Origin of the sequence: Nocardia sp. 348MFTsu5.1 (genome assembly GCF_000383535.1) — a bacterium.
GTDB lineage: Bacteria > Actinomycetota > Actinomycetes > Mycobacteriales > Mycobacteriaceae > Williamsia > Williamsia faeni.
In genome coordinates this window covers 145,305-168,462 of the sequence record NZ_KB911513.1, presented here as the reverse complement: position 1 = coordinate 168,462, position 23,158 = coordinate 145,305, and the positions used below count along the sequence as shown (strand labels likewise).

At 64.8% G+C, this 23,158-nt stretch carries 22 protein-coding genes; 9 read left to right on the top strand and 13 right to left on the bottom strand.

Translation table 11 applies throughout. From position 1 onward, the window contains the following. Window positions 1-7: 7 nt before the first annotated feature. The 5 genes from H290_RS0111405 to H290_RS0111385 all read right to left on the bottom strand — a co-directional run bounded on the left by H290_RS0111405 (window position 8) and on the right by H290_RS0111385 (window position 4,507). A complete protein-coding gene (locus H290_RS0111405) occupies window positions 8-787 on the bottom strand; it encodes a ThuA domain-containing protein (protein WP_020106935.1) in 780 nt (259 codons plus the stop codon). 29 nt (window positions 788-816) lie between these two features. Next, the gene (lpdA, locus tag H290_RS0111400; RefSeq protein WP_020106934.1) at window positions 817-2,217 is read right to left on the bottom strand and encodes a dihydrolipoyl dehydrogenase; all 1,401 of its coding nucleotides are present in this window, start codon (window positions 2,215-2,217) and stop codon (window positions 817-819) included. Window positions 2,218-2,224: 7 nt separating this feature from the next. Further along, on the bottom strand, window positions 2,225-2,986 hold the full coding sequence (locus H290_RS0111395) for an SDR family NAD(P)-dependent oxidoreductase (RefSeq protein ID WP_020106933.1): 762 nt from the start codon (window positions 2,984-2,986) through the stop codon (window positions 2,225-2,227). Window positions 2,987-3,030: 44 nt separating this feature from the next. Then, complete coding sequence (locus H290_RS0111390; RefSeq protein WP_020106932.1) at window positions 3,031-3,738, bottom strand: histidine phosphatase family protein; 708 nt, start codon at window positions 3,736-3,738, stop codon at window positions 3,031-3,033. Between the two features lie 109 nt (window positions 3,739-3,847). Continuing rightward, window positions 3,848-4,507, bottom strand: a complete 660-nt coding sequence (locus H290_RS0111385) for a TetR/AcrR family transcriptional regulator (RefSeq protein ID WP_020106931.1) — start codon at window positions 4,505-4,507, stop codon at window positions 3,848-3,850. A gap of 103 nt (window positions 4,508-4,610) precedes the next feature. Here H290_RS0111385 and H290_RS0111380 point away from each other — a divergent pair, with 103 nt between their 5' ends. The 5 genes from H290_RS0111380 to H290_RS0111360 all read left to right on the top strand — a co-directional run bounded on the left by H290_RS0111380 (window position 4,611) and on the right by H290_RS0111360 (window position 9,113). Continuing rightward, a complete protein-coding gene (locus H290_RS0111380; protein WP_020106930.1) occupies window positions 4,611-5,405 on the top strand; it encodes a TetR/AcrR family transcriptional regulator in 795 nt (264 codons plus the stop codon). Between the two features lie 76 nt (window positions 5,406-5,481). Continuing rightward, a complete protein-coding gene (locus H290_RS0111375) occupies window positions 5,482-6,228 on the top strand; it encodes a ThuA domain-containing protein (RefSeq protein ID WP_020106929.1) in 747 nt (248 codons plus the stop codon). Between the two features lie 146 nt (window positions 6,229-6,374). Further along, window positions 6,375-6,680: a hypothetical protein gene (locus H290_RS0111370; protein WP_051121971.1), complete on the top strand. Its 306-nt coding sequence runs from the start codon at window positions 6,375-6,377 to the stop codon at window positions 6,678-6,680. Then, window positions 6,677-8,068, top strand: coding sequence for an SRPBCC family protein (locus H290_RS0111365; RefSeq protein WP_020106927.1), 1,392 nt, complete (start codon window positions 6,677-6,679; stop codon window positions 8,066-8,068). The genes H290_RS0111370 and H290_RS0111365 overlap by 4 nt, the downstream gene beginning before the upstream one ends. A 13-nt stretch (window positions 8,069-8,081) precedes the next feature. Then, window positions 8,082-9,113 (top strand): alcohol dehydrogenase catalytic domain-containing protein, encoded by a 1,032-nt coding sequence (locus H290_RS0111360; RefSeq protein ID WP_028463063.1) that lies wholly within the window; start codon window positions 8,082-8,084, stop codon window positions 9,111-9,113. Window positions 9,114-9,192: 79 nt separating this feature from the next. Here H290_RS0111360 and H290_RS0111355 read toward each other — a convergent pair whose 3' ends face one another. Next, complete coding sequence (locus H290_RS0111355; RefSeq protein WP_020106925.1) at window positions 9,193-10,494, bottom strand: TrpB-like pyridoxal phosphate-dependent enzyme; 1,302 nt, start codon at window positions 10,492-10,494, stop codon at window positions 9,193-9,195. Window positions 10,495-10,587: 93 nt separating this feature from the next. Between H290_RS0111355 and H290_RS0111350 the strand changes: the two genes are divergently transcribed. Then, on the top strand, window positions 10,588-11,490 hold the full coding sequence (locus tag H290_RS0111350) for an alpha/beta hydrolase (RefSeq protein ID WP_051121970.1): 903 nt from the start codon (window positions 10,588-10,590) through the stop codon (window positions 11,488-11,490). A 310-nt stretch (window positions 11,491-11,800) separates the two neighbouring features. Here H290_RS0111350 and H290_RS0111345 read toward each other — a convergent pair whose 3' ends face one another. The 3 genes from H290_RS0111345 to H290_RS0111335 form a co-directional block, all read right to left on the bottom strand. Further along, a complete protein-coding gene (locus H290_RS0111345) occupies window positions 11,801-13,345 on the bottom strand; it encodes a hypothetical protein (protein ID WP_020106923.1) in 1,545 nt (514 codons plus the stop codon). A gap of 143 nt (window positions 13,346-13,488) precedes the next feature. Beyond that, window positions 13,489-14,283 (bottom strand): LLM class F420-dependent oxidoreductase, encoded by a 795-nt coding sequence (locus tag H290_RS0111340; RefSeq protein ID WP_020106922.1) that lies wholly within the window; start codon window positions 14,281-14,283, stop codon window positions 13,489-13,491. A 21-nt stretch (window positions 14,284-14,304) separates the two neighbouring features. Further along, complete coding sequence (locus tag H290_RS0111335; protein WP_020106921.1) at window positions 14,305-15,735, bottom strand: NAD(P)/FAD-dependent oxidoreductase; 1,431 nt, start codon at window positions 15,733-15,735, stop codon at window positions 14,305-14,307. 127 nt (window positions 15,736-15,862) lie between these two features. Between H290_RS0111335 and H290_RS0111330 the strand changes: the two genes are divergently transcribed. Both H290_RS0111330 and H290_RS31145 read left to right on the top strand, forming a co-directional pair. Beyond that, window positions 15,863-17,941 carry a PhoX family phosphatase gene (locus H290_RS0111330; RefSeq protein ID WP_020106920.1) on the top strand — a complete coding sequence of 693 codons (2,079 nt, stop codon included), beginning with the start codon at window positions 15,863-15,865 and terminating at the stop codon, window positions 17,939-17,941. Window positions 17,942-18,155: 214 nt separating this feature from the next. Next, complete coding sequence (locus H290_RS31145; RefSeq protein WP_020106919.1) at window positions 18,156-18,311, top strand: hypothetical protein; 156 nt, start codon at window positions 18,156-18,158, stop codon at window positions 18,309-18,311. 9 nt (window positions 18,312-18,320) lie between these two features. Here the strand turns inward: H290_RS31145 and H290_RS0111320 are convergent, their stop codons facing one another. The 3 genes from H290_RS0111320 to H290_RS0111310 form a co-directional block, all read right to left on the bottom strand. After that, window positions 18,321-18,941: a TetR/AcrR family transcriptional regulator gene (locus H290_RS0111320; RefSeq protein WP_196809535.1), complete on the bottom strand. Its 621-nt coding sequence runs from the start codon at window positions 18,939-18,941 to the stop codon at window positions 18,321-18,323. 91 nt (window positions 18,942-19,032) lie between these two features. Then, window positions 19,033-19,983 (bottom strand): alpha/beta hydrolase, encoded by a 951-nt coding sequence (locus H290_RS0111315; RefSeq protein WP_020106917.1) that lies wholly within the window; start codon window positions 19,981-19,983, stop codon window positions 19,033-19,035. A 67-nt stretch (window positions 19,984-20,050) separates the two neighbouring features. Next, the gene (locus H290_RS0111310) at window positions 20,051-21,391 is read right to left on the bottom strand and encodes a glycogen debranching protein (RefSeq protein WP_110259541.1); all 1,341 of its coding nucleotides are present in this window, start codon (window positions 21,389-21,391) and stop codon (window positions 20,051-20,053) included. Between the two features lie 92 nt (window positions 21,392-21,483). On the opposite strand from H290_RS0111310, the gene H290_RS0111305 reads away from it, so the two are divergent. After that, complete coding sequence (locus H290_RS0111305; protein ID WP_020106915.1) at window positions 21,484-22,164, top strand: SDR family oxidoreductase; 681 nt, start codon at window positions 21,484-21,486, stop codon at window positions 22,162-22,164. An 18-nt stretch (window positions 22,165-22,182) separates the two neighbouring features. Here the strand turns inward: H290_RS0111305 and H290_RS0111300 are convergent, their stop codons facing one another. Then, entirely contained in the window at window positions 22,183-23,154 is a 972-nt protein-coding gene (locus H290_RS0111300; protein WP_020106914.1) for an alpha/beta fold hydrolase, read from the bottom strand. Between the last annotated feature and the right edge of the window lie 4 nt (window positions 23,155-23,158).

Genomic DNA, 23,158 nt, shown 5'->3' with positions numbered 1-23,158 from the left:
AGACCTTCTAGGCCGCCCGGGAGATCTCCCCGGTGACAGCCCAGGACAGGCAGCGCCCCAGGATGGTGTGGAACTCCGGTACGGCCCAGCTGCCGAGATCAACCCTGCCGAGGTCGTCGATGCCCAGATCCTGCACGTCGAAGCGTCCCCGGCAATGCCCGAGCGTGAAGTAGCAGACCGTTCCGCTGCCGTGCTGCTTGAGGTACAAGACCGGTCTCGGCTCGTCGACCGTCGTGTGGCCTTCTTCGAATCCTGTTGACTCACCGACGAAACGGGTGTGCGCCAGGACATCGAAGGGTGGATGCAACTCACTGATGTAGAGCTCGTCGGTGACCTCGAACGGTTCGACGCCGGCGACAAATGGATGCTCGGGCGCAGTGATTTCGACGAGATAGGGGGCAATCGGCGGATGTCCGAGGAATTGACTGCCGAGAACCTCGGGGAGATCTCCCAGAGTTCGCGGTGTCACGTACTTGCTCGCCGAACCGGGAGGTGTCCGGTCGATCGCGGAGTTGGTCCCGTGCAGCGCCAGCCATCGGCCCCCACCGGATACGAAGTCCGCCAAAGCCTTCTGCTGCACTTCATCCGGCACCCGATTGCAGGTGTAGGTGATCAGCAGATCGGCCGATGCCAGGGCATCGAGGCAGTTGTAGTCCTCGAAGACCCTGGTGCGGACGTTCTCGTACTCGCCGAGAGCCGAAAGTAACTGCAGCCGAGCGTAATCGAAGTCGTGCCACTGACCACCGCACACCACGACCGCGTCGAGCCGGCCTGCTGGTCCCGACATTGTTCCTTCTTTCTGCGACGGCGGCCGTGTCAGCCGTGCGCGTGGAGTGCCTTGCCCGCGAGTGCCAGATGCGCTTCTCCCAGGGCCTCGGCCTGCGTGGGATGGGCATGGATCAACGGCGCCACGTCTGCGGCGGTCGCCTCCCAGTTGTAGATCAGTTGCGCTTCGCCGATGAGTTCCCCGACGCGCGCTCCGACGAGGTGGATACCCACCACCGGCCCGTCATCGCCCTGGCGCACGAGTTTCACGCCGCCCGAGGTACGCAGGATCCGGCTCTTGCCGTTGCCGCCCAGGTCGTACACCGCGGTGCTCACCTCGCCGTATTCCGCAGCGGCCTCCGCCTCGGTGAGACCGACCGAGGCGACCTCGGGGTTGGAGTACGTGACGCGTGGAATTCCCTTGTCGGCGATGGGCATACAGTCGACCCCCGCCAGCTGTTCGGCGACGAGGATGCCCTGGGCGAAACCTCGGTGTGCCAGTTGCGGTCCGGCGACGATGTCGCCCACGGCGAACACACCGGGAACCGAGGTCTGCAACCACTCATCGGTGACGACGAAGCCACGATCGATGTCGATGCCGGCCTCGGCGAATCCCATGTCCGCGGTGCGTGGACCGCGACCCACCGCGACGAGCATCAGGTCGGCTTCGATGTGTGAGCCGTCGGCGAGTTCGACGTCGACGCCCGCCTGATCGCCCTGGGTGACGGCGGCGAAGGCCGTCTTCGTCCGGAGCACCAATCCACGTTTACGGAAGGCACGTTCGACCTGTTTCGAGGTCCAGACATCCTCTGTGGGAAGGAGATTCGGCGCCGCCTCGACAATCGTGACGTGCGCACCGAGAGAGGACCAGACACTGGCGAACTCACACCCGATCACTCCACCGCCGAGCACGACCACGCGATCGGGAACGCTGTCTAGTTCCAGTGCACGATCGCTGGTCATCACCCGCCCACCGATCTCGAGCCCGGGCAAGGATTTCGACTCCGAGCCGGTGGCCAGCACCAGAGCTTCACCACGGTAGGTGGCAGTCCCCCCATCGGCGAGTTCGACCTCGACGACGCGATCACCGACAACACGGCCACGACCGCTGACGAGCTCGATCTCACGCGACGCGACCAGCCCCTGCAAGCCGCGGTAGAGACCGGCGATGACGTCGTTCTTATAGCTGTTGACCGCGCTCATGTCGATACCATCGAGGGTCGCCTTGACCCCGAAACCCGGTGCCTCGCGGACAGAATCGGCAACCTCGGCCGCGTGGAGCAACGCCTTGGTCGGGATACATCCGTTGTGCAGGCAGGTTCCGCCGAGTTTGTCGGCTTCGATCAAGATGACCGACATACCCAATTGCGCGGCCCGCAACGCGCACGCATAGCCACCCGAACCTCCACCGAGGATCAGGACGTCGGCACTGCCGGTAACCTCACTCGCCATGTCGATCTCAGAAATCGAAGCGGTTGGTGAATCCGCCGTCGACGACCAGATTGGTTCCGGTGATGTGGCCGGCGGCCGGAGAAGCCAAGAACGTCACCGCATTTGCGATGTCCTCGGCCGCGCCGAGTTTGCCCAGCGAGGCGACGGCCAGGGTGGACTCATACAGTTCCGGTCGATTGGTCTTGATCTTGTCCCAGTCGCCGCCATCGAAGTAGATCGGGCCGGGCGACACCGCGTTGAATCGGATGCCCTTCGGGCCGAGCGCCCGCGCCTGAGCCGAGGAATGCTGCAGCACAGCGGCTTTCAACGCACCATAGCTGTTGGCGGTCGTGAAGGGACCTGCCTCGAGCGCCGACGTGGTGGCGATCGTGACCACCGCTGCCGCCTCACTGGCTTCGAGATGGGGTTTCGCCGACTCGATGAATGTCACATAGCTCATCAGGTCCACGTTGAAGCTGTTCACCCACGACTGTGGGCCTTTGCCGGTGGACGCCGAAGCGTTGACCACAACGATGTCGAGACCACCCAGCGCTTCTGCGGCCTCGCCTACGAACGACGTCACTGCGTCCGCGTCACCCACGTCGAACGCTTTGTGAAAGACCGTTCCCTGCTCGGATAGTTCGGCGGCGATTTCATTGAGATGGTCCGCACCACGAGCACAGATGGCCACCGACGCACCCTCGGCCAGCAGAGTGCGGGCGATGGCCAGACCGATGCCGCGGCTGGCTCCGCTGACGAGTGCTCGTTTGCCTTTGAGGTTGAGATCCATGGGGACTCCTTTGTATGAACCGGGCTTTCACACCCAGCTGGTTTCTAGAGATTCATCGCTCCGACGTGGGTCTGGAACGGAAGTACGTGCGAAAAGTCGTTGACAGACTGGACGGCCCGGCGGGTGTCTGCGCCGCGGAGCACGGACAGCGAGGTGTGGTGAACCCGGACCGGCATGTCGAAACCACTCCCGAGCGCGTCGGCGAGCACCGCGTTGATGACGCCACCGTGGCAGGTCACCACCACCCGTTCGCCCAGGTGATCGTCGACGATCGCGGCGATCTGGCCCAGTACGCGGGCGCGGAACTCGATCGGGTCTTCGGCGTAGGGGAACGCCTCGTAGCGACGAGTCCGGATGTGTTCGCGGAAAATTTGTGAGATCTCGTCATGAGGCAGCACCTCGAAGGGTGACTGGTCGGCGGGAAACCGCTGCCACGGTTCGTACTCGGTCAGTTCGTCGCGAACCACCGGTACCAATCCGTGTTGGTCCGCGATCTCGGTGCCGGTGCGCAGCGCTCGGCGCAGTGGCGAGCTGTAGACCGCATCCACTTGCTTGGTGGCCAGGCGTTGCGCAACGGCACGCACCTGGCGTTCACCGAGTTCGGACAACGGCGGGTCGACGGTCTCGCCGGCACTGAGTTCTTTGCTGAGCTGCTGTTCGCCGTGACGGACCAACACCAACTCACACAGCCCGGTCAACGGCGCGAAGGGGTTGTCGAGGTCGATGGACCGGGCGCGGGACTGGTTGAGCACAACGACAAGTCAACCACAAACTGTCGCTGGTCTAAAGATACTTTCGATAATTGCCTGGTCAGACCACTCTGGGCGTGGGGTTACTGCTGATAATCACCAGCGATGTGGATCACACACTTCCGATGTCGGCCGCCAGTTCGCGTACCTCGTCGGAGAACTTTCGGCGCCCGAGGTTGGCCAGTACCGCGTCCTCGGTGAGCCACGAGGAGGCCGACACCTCGAGCAGACTCGACAATGCCGTTGCGGCGGCGGCCTGTTTGGCGCGCGCGGTGATCCCGTTTCGGGTACGCAACTCGTCAGAGAAGAGGTTGAGCATCTCCAACCGCACCTCGCGACGCAGGGCCTCGATCGACAGACTCCACCCGGGTGAACGCACGAAGTACACCAGCGATGCCGCACGGTGCCGATCCGTCCACTCGAGCAGTCGCACGATGATGTCACCGAGCGGAGCGTCCCGGTCGTTCGCGAGTTCGGCCCGGAGCTCGTCGAGGAGTCCGTTGGCATACAACCGGAGTCCACCGAGCAGGACTTCATCCTTGGAGGGGTAGTGGTAGTAGACCGCAGCCGAGGTCATGTGAGCCTCGGCGGCGATATCCGCGACGGTGACGTCCTCGATCGACCGCACCGAATACAGATGCATGGCCGCCTCGACCACGACCTCGCGGCGAGACGGGCGGTGCGCCGCCCGCTTCGTCCCCTTGCCGGACGGTGCCGTCGCCGATTTCCGTTTCGCCCCGGTCTGCCCAGACGTCACTTCGTTGCCTGCCATGGGCTAGATCATGACACCAAACGGCCGGGCACGGATCCCGCCAGCTGCCCGGAGGAGTAACTTTGGGGTGAATCCAGTGATCCAGGGCCGAGGAAGGACCGCTGTGCCACGACGAAGCAGCAGTACGGAACACGTCACCGCGGAAGCCGACGGGCTCGAACCCGACCGGCTGGGCTGGGACTCGTCCCCCGCCGCCGACGACATCTCGCCAACCCTGGTGGTCGCGGACGCGCCTGAGCCGGACCTCGACGACGCACCACCCGCCGAGCCGACCACCCCGACCAAAGGTTCGGCCCATCGGCCCTCACGGCGACATCTCATCGTGAAGGCCGCGGTCCGGGTGTTCTCGAAGAAGGGCTTCGCCGAGGCCTCGATCCAGGAGATCGCCGAGGAGGCCGGCATGGTTCCAACGGCCGTCTACTACCACTTCGCCAGCAAAGAAGAGTTGTTCGAGAGCGCCTTGGGCTATGCCATGGACGCAAGCTCCGCGGCCGCCCAGGCAGCCCGCCCAGACGATGTCTCAGGTGATGCCGACTCGTTCAAGGACGTATTGTCCGCCGTCTGGGACTGGACTGCCGAACATCCCAATTCCGCGCGAATGCTCTTCCTGCAGATGGCCGGTGGTGCGACCCCGGGCACCCGACTGCTCACCAAGGAGTACGAGGAACGCCACATCCGCCGCGCGTTCGACTACTTCCCCGTTGAGGAGACACCGGCCAACAAGCGGTCGGCCGCCGCGCAACAGGCAGCACGTTCGCTGCGAGTGCGGACGATGATCGCCACCACCATCGCCATCCAGCCGCTCCGCATCGAGGGCGGACCACTCTCCAACATCTCGGTGCCACGGCTGCGATCGGCGACCACCGATGTGTGCTCGAAAATGATCGAAGGTCGCTGAACCCCCTCGTCGCGGACACTCTTGTCGAGTAACTTGACTGCAACACCAGTTGAACTTCTCAGACAGGAGAGCGGCCATGCGCATTGCGGCCTTCACCGGCGGACACTCGTTTGATCGCGCGGCCTTTGCCGATTTTCTGGATTCGCTGCCCGGCGAGGTCACCTGGCACGAGCATCCGAACGCCGACCTGAGCCCGGACGACCTCGCGGCGTTCGACGTCTCGCTGCACTACGACATGCCCGGCACGCTGCCCACACCGTCGGACCCGCCGGCCACACTCCGCGCAGCGGTCGCCGCGGCACCGGAGACCGGGCACGGCTATGTGGTGCTGCACCACGCCATCGCATCCTGGGCGCAGTGGGACGGGTGGGCGGAGTTCGTCGGCGGTCGCTATCTGTACCAGCCCGGAGTCGTCCGGGGCGTTGATTGCCCCGATTCCGGTTATCGCCATGCCGTCGAGCAGCAGATATCTGTCCTCGACACCTCCCATCCGGTGGTGTCCGGCCTACCCGCGACGTTCGACCTGATCGACGAGACCTACCTGTGTGAGGTCTTCGAGGACGACGTGACACCACTGCTGCAAACCGACGCGGAGATGACCGACGCGGTGCATTGGTCGACGGCGCTGGCGATGGCCGGCCGACGTGATGAGCGGGAGGGCTGGCACCACCGGCCGGGCTCCCAGCTCGTCGGGTGGACGAAAACCAACGGACGCAGTCGATTGGTGTATCTGCAGCCGGGCGACAAGGCTCCCACGCTGTCCGATCCCACCTACCGGCGCCTGGTGGCCGGCGCGCTCGAATGGGCCGCCCGAAAGCGCTGACGGCACTCGTCCCGCGCCCGGCTCCGCTTTGTCGCGCTAGTTTTTGGAGCCAACCTAAAGAAAATTGTGCTCGCGGTCACCTTTCGCTGCTACAGTTAGTGCATTCGGTACCAAGTAAGACCAACTCAGCCGACAAGGAGACCGTGATGCGACAGATCCAGCATCCGATGAGCCGCGCAATCTACGAGTTCGACGAAGACTTCAACGTCCTGGTGACCACCAAGGACGGCAAAACCGGGACCTTCGATCCCGAGGGCCGATACCTGCACGGCGAAGTGAAGTCGGTGGACCCCGAGCTGGCCCGATGGGTGGGTCTCGGTCCCCGAGAACCGGTCCCGATCACCCAGAACCGGCGCTTCATGGGTGCAGCGAAAATGCTCAAGAAGATGCAGGCCCACAAAATGGCAGACGACGCCCGCGCGATCGCGCTGGAACAGGGAGGCAAACTGTGACCAACATCGAAGAGCGCCGGGCCGGCCAATCCGCTGATGCCGGTTTCATCGACAACGGCACGGGCTACCAGCGACTGCTGGACACCGACACCCACCCGGTCCCGGACATCCTGCGCGAGGAATCGCACGAGCTGTACGAAGACCAGAACTTCGTACCGGTCTCGCGCTACATCAGCCGCAAGTATCACGAGCTCGAACGTGACCGGGTCTGGTACAAGGTCTGGCAGATGGCCTGCCGTGAAGAAGAGATTCCCGAGCCCGGCGACACGCTGGTGTACGAGATCTGCGAAAAGTCGATCTTGCTCGTCCGCGGCAAGGACATGGCCATCCGGGCGTTCTACAACTCCTGCCTGCATCGCGGCCGGACGCTTCGGGAGGAAGACGGACCGGCAGGCGATATAATACGTTGCCCATTCCACGGATTCGCCTGGAACTTCGACGGTTCCCTGAAGTCGATGACCTGCGCGTGGGACTTCCCCCAGGTCGACAAGGGCAAGATGGACCTGCCGCAGGTCAAGGTCGACACCTGGGGTGGCTTCGTCTTCATCAACATGGATCCCGCGTCCGAATCGCTCGACAGCTTCCTCGGCGACCTCGGAAAGCATTTCGAGGCTTGGCCTTTGGAGGACCGGTACATCCAGGCTCACGTCGCCCAGGTGATCCAGGCGAACTGGAAGATCGCACAGGAGGCCTTCTCCGAGGCCTTCCACGTGGTCACCACGCATCCACAGCGCGTGATCGGTACCGGCGACTCGAACAGCCAGTACGACAGCTGGGGCAACTTCAACCGTGGCATCACCGCCAACGGGGTGCCCAGCCCGCACATCAACTTCGTCCCCACGGAGCAGGAGATGTTCGACTCGATGGTCGACGCCCGCATCGACGAGGATCCGATGCTGACCCTGCCCGACGGTGTCACCGCCCGCGAGATGTCTGGCCTGCTGGCTCGCGAGGGTCTGCGCGACATCATCGGAGATGTCAAGGCCGACAACATGTCCGACGCCGAATCTCTCGACAGCATCTACTACACCGTGTTCCCGAACTTTCACCCGTGGGGGGCGTACCAGCGCATCGTCTACCGGTTCCGGCCCAACGGTGACAACCACGAGACCTCGATCATGGACGTATATCTGCTCGCCCCGTTCAAGGGTGAACGGCCCAAGCCTGCGAAGACGCAATGGCTCGAGCCGGATCAGTCGTGGATCGAGGCCACCGTCCTCGGTAGTTCGGCGCGGGTGTTCGATCAGGACGCCTACAACATGCCCAAGGTGCACAAGGGTTTGAAGTCGGCGCAGTCGAAGACTCTGCCGCTGGCCCGCTACCAGGAGGTCAAGATCCGCCACATCCACCATCTGCTGGCGAAGTGGATCGGCGAGGAAGCGGACTGACGCCATGCCGACGATGAGGGCCTTGCAGTACCGCGAGTTCGGAGCCCGCCCGGAGGTGGTCGAGATCGCCAGGCCGGTGCCGGGAGCCGGTGAGGTCTTGCTGAAGATGACCGCGTCCGGAGCCTGTCACTCCGACGAGTTCATCATGTCGACACCCGCGGATCAGTATGTATTCGCGCCGCTGCCGCTGACCCTCGGACACGAGGGCGCGGGAGTGGTCGCCGAGCTCGGACCCGGCACGACCGGAGTCGAGGTCGGCGACGCGGTGCTCGTCTACGGACCGTGGGGCTGCGGGGTCTGCCACTCGTGTGCTCAGGGCAGTGAAAACAACTGCGTCAAAGGCATTTCCGCACCGGGTATCCATCGTCCCGGCACGATGGCGGAATACCTGATCGTCGACGACGTCCGGCATCTGGTTCCGCTGGGCGATCTCGACCCGATCCCGAGTGTGTCGCTCACGGACGCGGGACTGACGCCGTACCACGCGGTCAAACCGTCGATCTCGCGGTTGATACCCGGGACCACGGCGCTGGTGATCGGCGTCGGCGGCCTGGGTCATGTGGGTGTCCAGCTCCTCAAGGCCCTGACACAGGCCTCGATCATCGCCGTGGACATCAATCCGGCGAGCATCGAACACGCTCTGGAACTCGGTGCCGACCATGCCTTCGCGTCGGATGCCGACGCAGCCGCCCGCATTCGGGAACTCACCGATGGGCGTGGAGCCGACGTGGTCTTCGACTTCGTCGGGGCCGAACCGACGGCGGCGCTCGCGCAGTCGTCCGTCGCGGTTGCCGGCGAGATAGTCATGATCGGCGTCAGCACCGGTGCGGTGCCCGTCGGCTACCTCACCGTCCCGTTCGATGTGTCTGTGCGCGTGGTCAACTGGGGTACCCGAGCAGAACTGATCGAGGTCGTCGAGTTGGCCCGTCGGGGCGCGATCGAGATCGCGGTGGAAGAATTCTCGATGGCCGACGCACCCGTTGCGTATGAACGACTCCACGCCGGTGAGATCCGCGGACGGGCAGTGGTCGTTCCGACCAGATAGCCCCGCGCGATCCCCAAAGTGGTGGGTTCTGGAGAGCCTGACCTGCGAGAACGCTCACCAGAACCCACCACTTTCGGAGTTACATATCTCCGTCGAGGTATGCCTTGTAGGCCGGCAGGTCCAGTTGACCGTGGCCGCTGAGGCCGATGACGACGACCTCTTCGGTATCCGAATCACGGACGCGGTCGACGGCGGCCGCGATCGCGTGAGTGGATTCCGGGGCCGGAACGATGCCCTGTGTGCGAGCGAAGAGGACACCGGCAGCGAACGCGTCCTTCTGTTCGATCGCAACGCCGTCGACGTAGCCGAGTTCGACGGTGTGGCTCAAGGCCGGCGACATCCCGTGGTAGCGCAGGCCGCCGGCGTGGATGGGGTCGGGCACGAAATCCATACCCAGCGTGTGCATCTTGAGCAGCGGCGTCAGACCCGCGACATCGCCGTGGTCATAACGGTATTCGCCCTGGGTGATCGATGGGCAGGCGGACGGCTCGGCGGCGATGATCTTCGGGTTCGACCGCCCATGGATCAGCTCGCGGATGAATGGGAACGCCAGGCCGGCGAGGTTGGATCCGCCTCCGGCACAGCCGAAGACGTAGTCGGCGCCACCGGCCTCCACCAGGGCCAGCTGATCGACGGCTTCCTGACCGATGACACTCTGATGCAGCACAACGTGATTGAGGACGCTACCGAGCGCGTACCTGGCGCCGGGATCCTTCACCGCCGCTTCGACCGCCTCACTGACCGCCATGCCGAGGCTGCCGGTGGTGTCGGGGGTTGCCTTCAGGATCGCGCGGCCGGCCTCGGTCAGCTCCGAGGGGCTCGAATGCAGCGTTCCACCGTAGGTTTCGATGAGATGGCCGCGGTATGGCTTCGACTCGTACGAGGCGCGCACCTGCCACACCTCGACGTCGATTCCGAACAGCGCGCCCGCGAACGCCAGTGCGCTACCCCACTGCCCGGCGCCGGTCTCGGTGGTCAGACGGGTGACACCGTCCACGGAGTTGTAGTACGCCTGTGCCACTGCCGAGTTGGTCTTGTGGCTGCCGACCGGGCTGACACCCTCGTATTTCACGTAGATCCGCGCCCTGGTGTTCAGCGCCTCCTCGAAGCGACGCGCACGGATCAGCGGCGATGGCCGCCACATCTTGTAGATCTCGCGGACCGGCTCGGGAATCTCGATGTAGGTCTCCGAGGACACCTCCTGCGCGATGAGTCCCGCCGGGAACAGCGGCGCAAGATCGTCGGGGCCGACCGGCTCCTTGGTCCCGGGATGCAGATGCGGCGGGATCGGCTCGGGCAACTCCGCTGCCAGGTTGTACCAGTGTGTCGGGACGTCGACGATTGTCAGGTCGGCAGTGACCTCAGGGGTGTCAATGGTCATGCACACGACTGTAGGTCGTCCCCCCGGCACCGTCACCCGGGTTACGCCGATTCCGGGACAGGTGGCGGCGATACCCGGCTAGCATCCGTGGTGATGATCAAACGCATTCGTAATCGCCACGTATTCCACCCTGACCTGCGCTTGCCCTCGCTGTTCATACCCCAGCGAGTGGTCACGCCCCGGACCGTGCCGGTGATCCGCAGGCTGTCCAAGCGGATCCGCGGCAGTTCCACCGCAACCGTCCACCACGTTGCTCCCGGTGTGAGTGTGCGGTTGTTCCGGCCGACCACACCGACCGCTGTTCCGGGGCCGGCGATCCTGTGGATCCACGGCGGCGGCATGGTGATCGGCACCGCCGCGCAGGACGATGCCACGTGCAGGCATTTCGCCGACGCGGTGGGCGCCACCGTCGCATCTGTCGAGTACCGGCTGGCCCCCGAGAACCCCTATCCCATCCCCGCGGAGGACTGCTACGCCGCACTCCGATGGCTTGCCGAACGACCCGAGGTCGATTCCGACCGGATCGTGGTCGGTGGTGCGAGCGCCGGTGGCGGACTGGCCGCGACTGTCGCGGCCTTTGCCCACGACCGCGGTGAAGTCACCCCGGTCCTGCAGTTGCTGGTCTATCCGATGCTCGACGACCGCTCGGTGACGCCCGATCCGAACCATCGACTGTGGGACGCGAAGAGCAACCGATTCGGCTGGGAGAGCTACATCGGTGATGCCTCGCCAGAAGACGCGGTCCCGGCCCGACGCGCCGATCTGAGCGGACTGGCCCCGGCCTGGATCGGCGTCGGGTCACTCGACCTTTTCCTCGAAGAAGGCCGGACCTATGCCGAGCGGCTGGAGGCAGCCGGGGTGCCCTGCACGTTGACGGTGATTCCGGGGGCCTTCCACGGCTTCGACGCAGTCGCCCGGGCGCGCGTCTCCAAGGATTTCCGGGCCGCCCAGACCAGTGCCCTGCAGACCGCGCTGCGTTCCGGCGAACACTGCTAATAGATCGCGGCCGGGTACGGGTCGAAGTGGTGGCGAGAACCGAGAAGTCGCGGTGATCAAGGGATCCGAACTGCTTGAGGACGAAACCGTTCACTACGAGACGATCGGCGTCATCCAGGGCATGCGGCACGCCGGTGACGGTCCGGCGCGCCGCCGCGGACCTGTCGTAGCTGACCGATCCGGAGAGGCGCCGTCGAGCGTGCCGATCCGACCGTCGAGCGTGCCGATCCGACGGCGATTTGGGCACGGTGGGCGGCGTTTTCGGCACGGTCGACGGATGGTCGGGTGGTATTGGCTACTGTCGGTGGGCTCAGTAGATCGCGGCCCGGTCCGGGTCGAAGTAGTGGCCGATCCGGCGGGCGGACAGCTGACGGAAGATCTCGCCCGCCGCCGATGGCCAGGCGGACGTGGTCACCGATTCGCTGGCACGAAGAATGGTCACCGTGATCAGCCCGACGCGCCCTAGCGGAGTGTCGAATCCGCTCGGCGCACCCCAGCCCTTGTTGCTGAGGAGAACGCCGGCCGTGTTGTTCACCAGCCACTCCCGGGGGCCGGTGATACCGGGTAGTTCGACATAGACGGCGTCGGGTGCCCCGGTGATCGACCCGACAAAATCAGAACCGTCGGTGGCCGTCCGTTCCGCAACCGCCGACAACACCGCGAAAAGCCAATGCTCACGGGCACTCTCGTCGGGCCGGAGTCCGGGATCGATCGACTCGAGGAAGAACTCCGCGCCGACACCGAGCATCGAACCCCCGGGTACCGGACCGTATGCGGTGATCTTTCCGCCGCCGGTCAGGCTCGGTGCCGACAATCCGTCGGTGGCGATCAGGGTGGTCCGCTCACGTCGCACCGCCCGGTAGGCCCGCGTTCCGCCCGGCCAGAGCACCCCGTCCGTGTCGGTCGGGGAGAGTAGCGACTCGTACAGGTTCCCGACACTGCGCCAGAGGTTGTCCCGAGCCGTCTGGGCCTCGCGGGCACCCGGGATATCCGCGGTGGACTCGGGTTCGCCTCGACTGGCGACCGCAACGCCGCCGTGGTGCACCGGAGTGGGGGCCGACGGTATCTGGCTCGCCAGATGAGCGCGCTGGAAAGCCCGTTGGGTGAAGGCCATCTCATTCGCGTCGGGAGTCATCGCCGGCGTGGGTATCTCGACGACACCGTCATCGGCGACGAGGAAGATCAGCCGCATCTGGCCACCGGCCCGGGACGGATCGGCGGGCACCTGGGTGAAAACCCGCCATCCGGCCTGAATGCGTTGCGCAGTCAGGGAATACAGATTGTGTCCGACGAAGTCGATGCGCCGGACGCGAATGAAGTCGAGAGCGATGGCAACCGCCGCGCCGGCGTCGGTCGCGTGGGACGGCACCGATTCCGGGTTCGGAAATGGGAAATACGTCCCGGACAGCAACTGGGCCAATGGCATTCCACCGACATAGTCGATCAACCACTGCGGTGCGGCCCGCGGATATCGGAGCAGATCGTCCCGATAGGAGTCGGGATCGAAGATCAGCCCAGGGTCGATCGGACCCATCTCCCCGTGGTCGAACCGAACCACCGGCGGTGCCGCACTCAGCGTGATCTCGAGGATCAGCGCCGCGTCGTGGCCGGCCTGATAGCGCCCGACCCGCAGATCTCGGGCCAGATCCAATGCAACCGGCGGCGCCGGGACCGGGGTCGGCGGGACCTGACCGAAGTAGGTGAGCGTGTAGCGGGTGGCGGTTCCGGCGAAGCTGAATCGGATCTTCGCCCCGTTGGCCCCGGGCGGCGCGACGGCCTGGATCGCGTGTCCGATGGCGGCGACGAACTCGGCTTCGGGCAGCAGACGGTTCTGCGATGTCGACCAATAGGTCATCGCATCTCACCTCGCTGCCTGACTCGCCGGGCCCCCCGACAGGCCTGGATGGAACACGGATCGGACGTACAGCGACCATTATCGCCGAAATTCACCCACCCGTAGTTCATCCGAGTGGGTGAATTCTCGCCGAAACGTGGACGCTACGCGCCGTTGCGCTTATCTCGCCAGGCACACAGCTCGGTGACCAGCGACAGATCGTAGTCCGGGCCGTTCAACCCAACGGTGAACAGTGTCACGCCCTCGGCGACCAGACTGTCCGCCAAAGAGATGGTTTCGTCGAGCGTCCCCTTGTTGGCCAGCTCGCTGGATCGGACGATCTCACTGGGATCGCGGCCGACCGCTGCGCAATGATCGGCCAGGACCTGGGCTTTGTGACGGTAGGTCTCGACATCGACAAACGAATGCCAGTAGTGCGCATGTTGGGCGACGTACTTCAGGGTCTTCTTCTCACCGCCGTCACCGATCAGGATCGGGATCTCGCGGGTGGGGGCCGGGTTGAGTTTCCCGAACCGGTCTTTGATCCGGGGCAGCGCCTCGCCGAGCGCATCGAGCCGACCGCCCGCGGTGCCGAACTCGTATCCGTACTCGCTGTAGTCACGTTCAAACCAGCCTGATCCGATTCCGAGGATGAGCCGTCCATCCGAGATGTGGTCGACCGTGCGTGCCATATCCGCGAGCAGTTCCGGATTGCGGTAGCTGTTACAGGTGACGAGCGCACCGATCTGGATGTTCGACGTCTGTTCCGCCCAGGCACCGAGCATCGTCCAGCACTCGAAGTGCGCACCGTCGGGTTCGCCGTACAGCGGGAAGAAATGGTCCCAGTTGAACGCGATGTCGACGCCGGCGTCTTCGGACCGAAGGACCGCGTCGCGGATGTCGGAGTAGGTGGCGTGCTGGGGCTGAAGCTGAACGGCGATCTGAATGGGTGTGGTCATGAATCCCAGTCTGCCTGAGAGTCAGCCTGAATTCTCCTGGGCTATCGCGGCTTCCGCCGCGTATTTCCCGCACATTCCATGGACGCCCCCACCCGGCGGGGTCGACGCGGAACACAAAAAGACTCCGGGTACCGGCGTTGCATACGGCACCCGGGCAGCCACCGGCCTGGTGAACTGCTGCCGCAGATCCGAAATGCCCGAATTGATATCACCGCCTACATAATTCGGGTTGTATACCGAATACTGCTTCGCGGTCATCGTGTGCCGAGCGATCACGACGTCCCGAAAACCCGGTGCGCACCGCTCGATCTCTGCCTCCACCACTTCCGTCATGTCGACGTCGCTGCCGTGTGGTACATGGCAGTACGCCCAGGCCACGTGCTTGCCGTTCGGCGCTCTTGTCGGGTCCAACACGGACGGTGTGCCACCGATCAGGTTCGGACGTTTGGGGATCCGACCGGCCTGCACGTCTTTCTCGTTCTCCCTGATCTGTTGGTCGCTCTCCGCGATGTGGAAGGTGACCGAGGATCCGGTGTGGGGATCGGCCCACGGGATGGGTTCGGACAAGGCGTAGTCGACCTTGAACGTGCCGGGGCCGAAGCGAAACCTCCCGAGCCGGCGGCGATACCGGGCCGGCAGCCGATCGCCCATGACCGCTGCGAACTGCCGGGGATCGATGTCGAAGAGCTTCACCGGCGCATCCGGCAGATCCTCGAATTTGTAGACCGGGTGATCGGTCTCGACGTGTCCGCCGAGTTCCCGGAGTCCGGCGGCGAGCGCATCGGCGATCGACTGACTGCCGCCGCGCGCCAGTGGCCAGCCGCCGGCGTGGATCAGCATCCCGAGCAGCAGACCCACAGCTGCCGTCGCGATCGCATCAGGTGGCCGGACCACATGCGTGGCGATCGCCGAGAACACTGTGCGCGTCCGCGGATCCCGAAAAGCGATCCGGTTGAACAGATCCGCGCTCAGCAGCGCCTGCGGACCAAAACGGGCGGCGGGCAACGGGTGCCGCGGAATCCGAAACGGCCCGAAGAAGTCGGAGATCAGCGCGTCAGAATGCGCGGCCAGGTACCCCAGGGTTGCCGACCACGCCCGGGCGTCGCGGCCGAGGAACTGCGCGCTACGTGCCAGGTCGGTGTACAGCGGCAACGCGGTGCCGTCACCGAACACATGCGAGAGACCGATCTCGGGTACGAGCCACTGCAGGCCGTGCCGGGACAGGTCCATCGAATTGAATGCCGGCGATGCCATCCCGGTCGGGTGGACCACCGAACACACGTCGTGAAGAAAGCCCGGTTCGGTCAATTCAGCCGTCCGGGTTCCGCCCCCGATCGTGGGTTGCGACTCGAGCACCAGCACCTTACGGCCTGTCTTGGCCAGGGTCAGTGCGGCGGACAAACCGTTCGGACCCGAGCCGACCACCACCGCGTCATACCCGCCTGATCCCATAGCCCACAACGGTAGACCCCGGAGTGCAGAACTTAACCGCTGATTCATCGCGGGTTCGGGTGCCGGTTGGTTGTTCCGCCTAACGTTCGACCGGTTGCTCGACTTCTGTCTACCGGGGGGATCTGCGGTGCGTATTCCGCTCACAATCATCGACAAACACCAGGGCGCGTCCGCACGTTCGTTCATCACCTGCCGATACAAGTGTGGCGACGCCTGCCGGCACGAACCGCCCAACACCAGCACCAACACCTACTTTCGTGACATCGCGCGGGGCGCCATTTCGCGACGCTCCATCTTGCGGGGTTCGGCGGCCGCGGTGGTTGCGGTCGGCGCCACCTCGGCCCTGGCCGCCTGCGGCGACGACAGTGGATCGTCGGCCGGCGGCAACAGCACCTCTGGTGCCGGTGACACCGGCGCGGCCGGCGGAACCGTCGGAATGAACTTCCAGCCGGTTGCACCGAATACCGAAGACGCCCTGTTGATTCCGGCCGGCTACGAGCAGGCGGTGGTCATCAAGTGGGGCGAACCGGTAGTGCCCGGTGCCCCGGAGTTCGACTTCGACAACCAGACCGCCGAAGCGCAGGAGAAGCAGTTCGGATTCAACAACGATTTTGCCGGACTGATCCCCATCGACGGGCAGGCCGGGAATTTCTATCTGGTGGTCAACCAGGAGTACACAACCGAAGAGTTCATGTTCAAGGGCTACAAACCAAAGGAACCCACCGAGCAGCAGGCCCGGGTCTCGATGGCGGCACACGGGATCACGGTTGTCGAGGTGAGCAGCGAAAACGGTTCAGGCAAGCTGACACCCGTGGTCGGTGACCGCAACCGCCGGCTGACCGCGATGAGCCCGTTCACCCTCACCGGTCCGGCGGCGGGGAGCGAGTTCGTGAAGACTGCCGCAGATCCTGCCGGTACCACAATTCTCGGCACGATCGGCAACTGTTCCGGAGGCCTGACACCGTGGGGCACGATGGTCTCCGGTGAGGAGAACTTCAACAACTACTTCACCGGCGCCGCATCGGTCACCGAACCCGTCGCCAAGGAACGTCTCGATCGCTACGGCTTCGACGACGAGGACGACCACCACCAGTGGGGCCGATACGAGACCCGTTTCGACCTGGCTTCAGAACCCAACGAGGGCAACCGATTCGGCTATATCGTGGAGGTCAACCCCCACGATCCGACCTCCACGCCGGTAAAACACTCCTCGATGGGCCGCCTCAAGCATGAAGGCGCCAACATCTATGTCACCGACGACGGCACCGTGGTCGCCTACACCGGCGACGACCAGAAGTTCGAGTACATCTACAAGTTCGTTTCCGACAAGAAGATTCAGCCGGGTCCCGGCGCCGCGGCGATGCAGCACAACATGAGCATCCTGACCACGGGCACCCTGTATGTCGCCCAATTGACCGGTAACGAACCAGATCAGATCGACGGCAGCGGAAAGCTCCCGTCTTCCGGATCCTTCGCCGGTACCGGCGCGTGGTTCCCGCTGCTGACGGTCACTGACGACGGCGCCCAATCTCGCGTCGACGGGATGACCGCCGAAGAGGTCGCGGTGTTCACCCGGCAGGCCGCCGACAAGGTCAACCCGACCAAGATGGACCGCCCCGAGGACATCGAGGCACATCCGCTGACCGGCAAGGTGTACTGCGCACTGACCAACAACGACGACCGTGGCACCGAGGGTGAGGCCGCGGCCGATGAACCGAACCCGCGCAACGAGAACAAGAACGGCCAGATCATCGAGATCACCGACAACCACGCGGGCACCGACTTCACGTGGGATCTACTGCTCGTCTGTGGCGACCCCGCGGCCGCCGACACCTACTACGGTGGCTTCGACAAAACCCAGGTCAGTCCGATCTCCTGCCCCGACAACGTAGCCTTCGATCCCCACGGCAACCTGTGGGTATCCACCGACGGAAATGCACTCGGCAACAACGACGGTCTGTTCGCGGTCGCACTGGAAGGTGAGAACCGCGGTGAGACAAAGCAATTTCTCACCGTGCCACGCGCAGCCGAGACCTGTGGCCCGATCATCGGAACCGACCGGGTCATCGTGTGTGTTCAGCATCCCGGCGAAGAGGACGAATACTCGGCCGACAGGCCCTACTCGCATTGGCCCGATGGTGGCGACAGCCAGCCCCGTCCGGCAGTGGTGTCGGTGTGGAAGTCCGGCGGTCAGATCGGCACCTGAGACCGCCGTCAGGCCAGGGGGCGGTCGAGTTTCCGGAAACAGTGGTCACGAAACCTATCCACGCGGGCCGCAATAGGTTACGTTTCCAGGGATCCGACGGGGAGGGATCTACGGGGCGGGAGCATTTCCTGGCATCTTGACCAGGGCTGATTCGGCGCGTGAATCACCAACCAGACCGATCACCCATTACCGACTATCCACGGAGCGTACGAACGTGTCAGAGCAAGCCAAGGAACCCACCCGTATCCAGAAAATCATCGGGGCGATCGTCATCAAGGCCTACCAGCTGAAGCAGAAGATCAAACCCGCCAAGCCTGCGCCGCCGGCCGCGCCACAGCCCGAGGCCGAGACCGAGTCCACGAACCCCTGATCTGGTCCGCTAGGTGAACAGCTTTTCCATCACGTCGATCACCTGCGCGGCCAGATAGTCCCCGGCGGTGGTGTCACCGCCGAGCCAACGGAGCAACGCCTGCTGGAACAGTCCGTCGATCAGCGCGTACGCCTGCGGCGGTGTCAGCGCCGGGGGCGCATGGTCCAACTCGGAATAGCGGACGGCGACCCGCCAGATCATGTCTTCGAGACCCTTTTCGATCTCACCGACCGCCGGCCGGAAACTTTCGTCGAAGTAGCTCTGCGCCCGCATGTCGTACCAGAGCCGGTGCATCTCGGCGTCTTCGACGACCGTGTCGTTCAACGCCGCGGCAAAACGGACGCACAGGTCGGCCGGGCTGTTCGCAAGTTCCAAGGCAGTGTCATATCGCTTCACGCATTCAACTTTGTACTCACGGACCACAAAGATCATGAGTTCGTTCTTGTCCGCGAAGTAGTAGTGCAGGACACCGTGTGTGAAGTCCGAATTGTTTGCGATGTCGCGCAGACTCGTGTTCGCATATCCGCGCTGCGCAAGTGTCAACAGCGCCGACTGCGCGAGTTCTCGGCGACGGTCCCCGAACTTGTCGGGACGCCGCTCCGCTCGCGGCTTGTTCATTGGCGTACTCATCACAGGGGATTCTATGGCCCTCGATCGCCGCGACCAATTATCTATCCATTCGTCAAGAGAATTGGCGGATCCGTCAAGAGGCCTCCGTTCATCACGAATTCCGGCGCAAATAGCCGACGATCAACTCCCCGACGACCTCCGGCCGTTCGAGGTGCAAGAAGTGTCCGGCATCGGCCACCACATGGGACTCGCTACCCGGCGGCAGGACCTTTGCAGCACGTTCGGCGAACCCGGACTGCATACAGCCGTCGATGGCGCCGTGGAGATACAGCAGCGGCGTCAGCGGCGCACCGAACGCCGCGGCCCGCATCCGGTGATTGCGGCCACTGCCGCGCGCCGGGCGCAAGGTCGCCCGGTAGTACCCGAGCACCGCGCTGCGATGCCGTCCGGCCGGCAGCGCGGCGAAAATCTGACGCAGATCATGGCGTGCGTCGTAACCCGGTGACCAGCGACGCCACAGCAGCGGGATCAGCCGGCCCAGGCTGCGCTCCGACACGCGCGGCAGCTGTACGAACACCATGTACCAACTCATGAAGAGCTGACGGCCGAGCAGTTTGACCAGCTGTGCCGTGTTGTCCGACAGCGACGTGAATGCCCCGACCGGTGGCACCGCCATCGACACCACCGCCGCGAACGGGGAATCCCCATACGCAGCAAGTCCATTGGATGTGAGCGCACCCCAGTCGTGGCCGATCACCACCGCGCGGTTGTCGGCCTCGAGCACCCGATGGATGTCGACGGCGTCGGACATCAGCGCGCCCACGTGGTAGTCGCCGTCCGATGCGACCGTCGACGGCGCATATCCCCGGGTGAAGGGTGCGACCACCCGATATCCCTCTGTCGCCAGCTGTGGCCCCAGATGCCGCCAACTGTGCGCGGTATCCGGGAAACCGTGCAGACACAGCGCAAGTGGGCCATCGATCGGGCCCCACGCAAAGGCCTGCAAAGTGACCGTCGGCAATTCCAGGGTGATCACCTCGGCGCCGCCGGGCACCGTGAAGTCAGATGGAGTCGCTTCGGATGGTGTCCCCTCTGTTCCCATCGGATCACTCAAGTCGAAGACCCGTGCCCTTGTCCAGACCCCAATAGTGCGGCCTTCGAGGTGTTGGTCAGTCGAGCCAGTCGAGTACCGCCGCGGCCGTCCACGACTGCTGCATGCTGCCCAGCGGCGCGCCGGTGAACGGTTCGTAATACTCGGCGAACGACCCGTCCTGGGCCTGCCGCAGGCCTTCTTCGCGCAGTTGCGCCGACCGCTCCGTCCACCCTCGCCGGGCAAACGCCCACGAGAACAGCCAGGTCATCACGGGCCAGACCGGTCCTCGCCAATACTCACGTGGCTTGAAGTCCGCGGAGATCGGGGACGTCGACGGCGGGACCGCGTATTTCAGGTCGGGGTGCCCGCAGAAGCGCGGACCCTCGAACAGACGGAGCAGCGCGCGTTCCCGGTCGCGGGGCAGACCGCCACAGAGCAGCGGTGCAAACATCGCGATGGTCTCGGTGTTGATCCAGCGGTTCGCGCGGATGTCGAAATCCCGCGCTGCGCCGTTGCGCTCCGACGCCGAGGCGGCGACCCCGGATCGGAAGCGATCAGACCAGGCCCGCAGGTCCCGGACGTCGGCACGCGGCTTCGAGTAGTCCTCACCGATCGTTGCCAGTACGTCGCAGGCGACCGCAAAGATTGCGCTGACGAACACGTCCTCGATCGCGAAACTCATCACGTCGGGCAGGACGGCGTCGTCGTAGTTGGCGCGTTTCATCTGCTCGACGAGCCACAGGTACCGGTCGTATTCGATGTCGGTGGGACGCATGGACGCATCGGCGCCGTGCGAGAGATCCGCCCTCGTGTACGACGGGAGGTCGGCACCCGGGATCACGTTGTTGTAGGCCGCGTCCCACCGCGGCGAGTTGTCCATCCCGGACTCCCACCCGTGATAGAGCGTGATCCGGCCCCGGCCCTTCGGGTCCCGCGCGTGCGCCAGCCATCGGTGCCAGCGCACCAGGTCACCCCAGCGCCGGTCCAGGAACTCCGCCGCCATCGACCTGGTGGTGCGTCCTTGCCGGCGGGAATGATCGAGGATCCGCTGAACGGCGATCGCGTGCACGGGCGGCTGCGTGATGCCTGAGGTATGCGGCGCCCGCGGCGCGTTGAACGCGAGTTCGGCGCATTCCCAGCGGGCCGGTCCGGGGAAGTAACCGTCACGACCGTTGGCGAACACGATGTGCGGGATCATCCCGTTGCCCCACTGCGCCGAGAGAAGCGTGTCCATCTCGACCACTGCCCGCTCGACGCTCAGCGGCGCCAGACCCACCGTGACAAAAGCGGCATCCCAGCTCCACATGTGCGGATACAGGCGCGGTGCCGCGCTGGTCATCGTCCCCAGATCGTTGCCGCGCAGAAGGTACGCCGCCCGGGCGGAGAGTTGTGTGTTCGTGAAGCCGGAATATCCCACGCTCCACATTCTGACGCCCCGCAACCATTCGTGCCCGTCCTGGTCGCCCGACCCGCCGGACTCCGGCGACTCGGGACACTAGGGTCGAACGCATGCCAACAGCGTTGATCACCGGTGCCAGCCGCGGACTGGGTGCAGCCATCGCCCGCCAGCTTGCCCCCACCCATGACCTGCTGCTCGGCGGTCGTCCGTCGACCGAGCTCGACAACATGGCGCTCTCGCTCGACGGCGCGAGCACATGGCCGGTCGAGTTGACCGATCCCGAGGAACTCGAGGCCGCCACCGAGGCGATCAGTTCGCTCGACGTGCTGGTCCACAATGCCGGGGTGATCAGCTGGGGCACCGTCGAAGAGTCCCCCGCCGACGAGTGGCGACGGGTCCTGGAGGTCAATCTGATCGCGGCAGCCGAACTCACCCGGCTGTTGCTGCCGGCGTTGCGCCACGCCGGAGGACATGTCGTGTTCATCAATTCCGGTGCGGGCCAACGTGTCAACCCCGGCTGGGGTGTCTACGCGGCAAGCAAGTTCGGGCTGCGAGCGCTGGCCGACGCGGTCCGCGTGGAAGAACCGGCACTACGGGTCACCTCGATCTTCCCGGGCCGGATCGACACCGACATGCAGGCCGAACTCAATGCGCTGGAAGGTGGCGGTGACTACGACGGCACCCGCCATCTTCGGCCGGAGACCGTGGCCGCTGCCGTGGTCTCGGCCATTCACACACCCGTCGACGCCCATCCGCACGAGATCATCCTCAAACCCACCGGGCGGCGCTGACCGGACTCAGCCGACACATCACCGGTCGAGCGTTGTCGCGAACTCCACCAGGGCGTCGCTGACCTCGTCGGCGCGTTCCATTTGGATGAAATGACCTGCGCCATCATATGTTTCGACTGTGTAGAGGCGAGGCATCATCTCGCGCATCCGGGTGATCGCACCCGCGCCCGCGATCGTCAGCACCGGGTCGTTGGCACCGCAGAGGAACATCGCGGGCACGTCGAGTGTCCGTGGCCGGTCGCCCTGCCGCTCCCAGTTGAGGTCGGCGGCGCGGTACCAGTTCAGCCCACCGGTGAAACCCGCTTTGCGATAAGCGTGTTCGTAGACATCCATGTCGGCTGCCGTCAGCCACGACCACGGCAGGGGTGGTGCTTCGGGCAGGACGTCGAGGTATCCGAGCCGGTGACCGGCGCGATGACTCGGGTGCTGCCAGATGTCGAGGTACCGGTACGACCCCGACAGCGCGTGATGAATGCGGGTGAGGAATTCCCTCGGATTCGCATCGAGTTCCGCGTCAGCGGGTCCTGGCTGCAGGAAGTACTCGAAGTGGAAGAAGTGCTTCTTCGCCATGTGGGCGAATGCCTCGGACGGCCGGACCGGAATCCGGTCCGGCGCGTACGGCATCGACAGCAGTGCCAGTCCCGCGACACGAGACGGGTGCTCGAGCGCCAGCGTCCACGCCGTGGGTGCACCGAAGTCGTGGCCGACCACAATCGCCTGTTCCACATTCAGGGCGTCGAGCAAGCCGATCAAACGCCTGCCGACGGAGGTGTACGTGTAATCGATGAGGTCCCTCGGTGCTGCGGTGCCCCCGTATCCCGGCATGTCCGGGGCGATCACCCGGAACCCGGCGGTCACCAGCGGCGCGATCTGGCGTCGCCAGCTGTACCCGAGCCCCGGAAAGCCGTGGCAGAGCAGGATCGCCGGACCCGAACCCTCGTCGATGAGGTTCCAGTCGAATCCGGCGACCCGCAGTTGCCGACTGCGCACGAAA

What these genes read in the sequence shown, in the direction of transcription:
- lpdA (WP_020106934.1), bottom strand. Translation starts at nt 2,217, where the DNA reads ATGGCGAGTGAGGTTACCGGCAGTGCCGACGTCCTGATCCTCGGTGGA.
- H290_RS0111305 (WP_020106915.1), top strand. Translation starts at nt 21,484, where the DNA reads ATGCCAACAGCGTTGATCACCGGTGCCAGCCGCGGACTGGGTGCAGCC.
- H290_RS0111320 (WP_196809535.1), bottom strand. Translation starts at nt 18,941, where the DNA reads ATGAGTACGCCAATGAACAAGCCGCGAGCGGAGCGGCGTCCCGACAAG.
- H290_RS0111405 (WP_020106935.1), bottom strand. Translation starts at nt 787, where the DNA reads ATGTCGGGACCAGCAGGCCGGCTCGACGCGGTCGTGGTGTGCGGTGGT.
- H290_RS0111370 (WP_051121971.1), top strand. Translation starts at nt 6,375, where the DNA reads ATGCGACAGATCCAGCATCCGATGAGCCGCGCAATCTACGAGTTCGAC.
- H290_RS0111335 (WP_020106921.1), bottom strand. Translation starts at nt 15,735, where the DNA reads ATGGGATCAGGCGGGTATGACGCGGTGGTGGTCGGCTCGGGTCCGAAC.
- H290_RS0111345 (WP_020106923.1), bottom strand. Translation starts at nt 13,345, where the DNA reads ATGACCTATTGGTCGACATCGCAGAACCGTCTGCTGCCCGAAGCCGAG.
- H290_RS0111315 (WP_020106917.1), bottom strand. Translation starts at nt 19,983, where the DNA reads ATGGGAACAGAGGGGACACCATCCGAAGCGACTCCATCTGACTTCACG.
- H290_RS0111355 (WP_020106925.1), bottom strand. Translation starts at nt 10,494, where the DNA reads ATGACCATTGACACCCCTGAGGTCACTGCCGACCTGACAATCGTCGAC.
- H290_RS0111375 (WP_020106929.1), top strand. Translation starts at nt 5,482, where the DNA reads ATGCGCATTGCGGCCTTCACCGGCGGACACTCGTTTGATCGCGCGGCC.
- H290_RS0111360 (WP_028463063.1), top strand. Translation starts at nt 8,082, where the DNA reads ATGAGGGCCTTGCAGTACCGCGAGTTCGGAGCCCGCCCGGAGGTGGTC.
- H290_RS0111340 (WP_020106922.1), bottom strand. Translation starts at nt 14,283, where the DNA reads ATGACCACACCCATTCAGATCGCCGTTCAGCTTCAGCCCCAGCACGCC.
- H290_RS0111385 (WP_020106931.1), bottom strand. Translation starts at nt 4,507, where the DNA reads ATGGCAGGCAACGAAGTGACGTCTGGGCAGACCGGGGCGAAACGGAAA.
- H290_RS0111395 (WP_020106933.1), bottom strand. Translation starts at nt 2,986, where the DNA reads ATGGATCTCAACCTCAAAGGCAAACGAGCACTCGTCAGCGGAGCCAGC.
- H290_RS0111350 (WP_051121970.1), top strand. Translation starts at nt 10,588, where the DNA reads ATGATCAAACGCATTCGTAATCGCCACGTATTCCACCCTGACCTGCGC.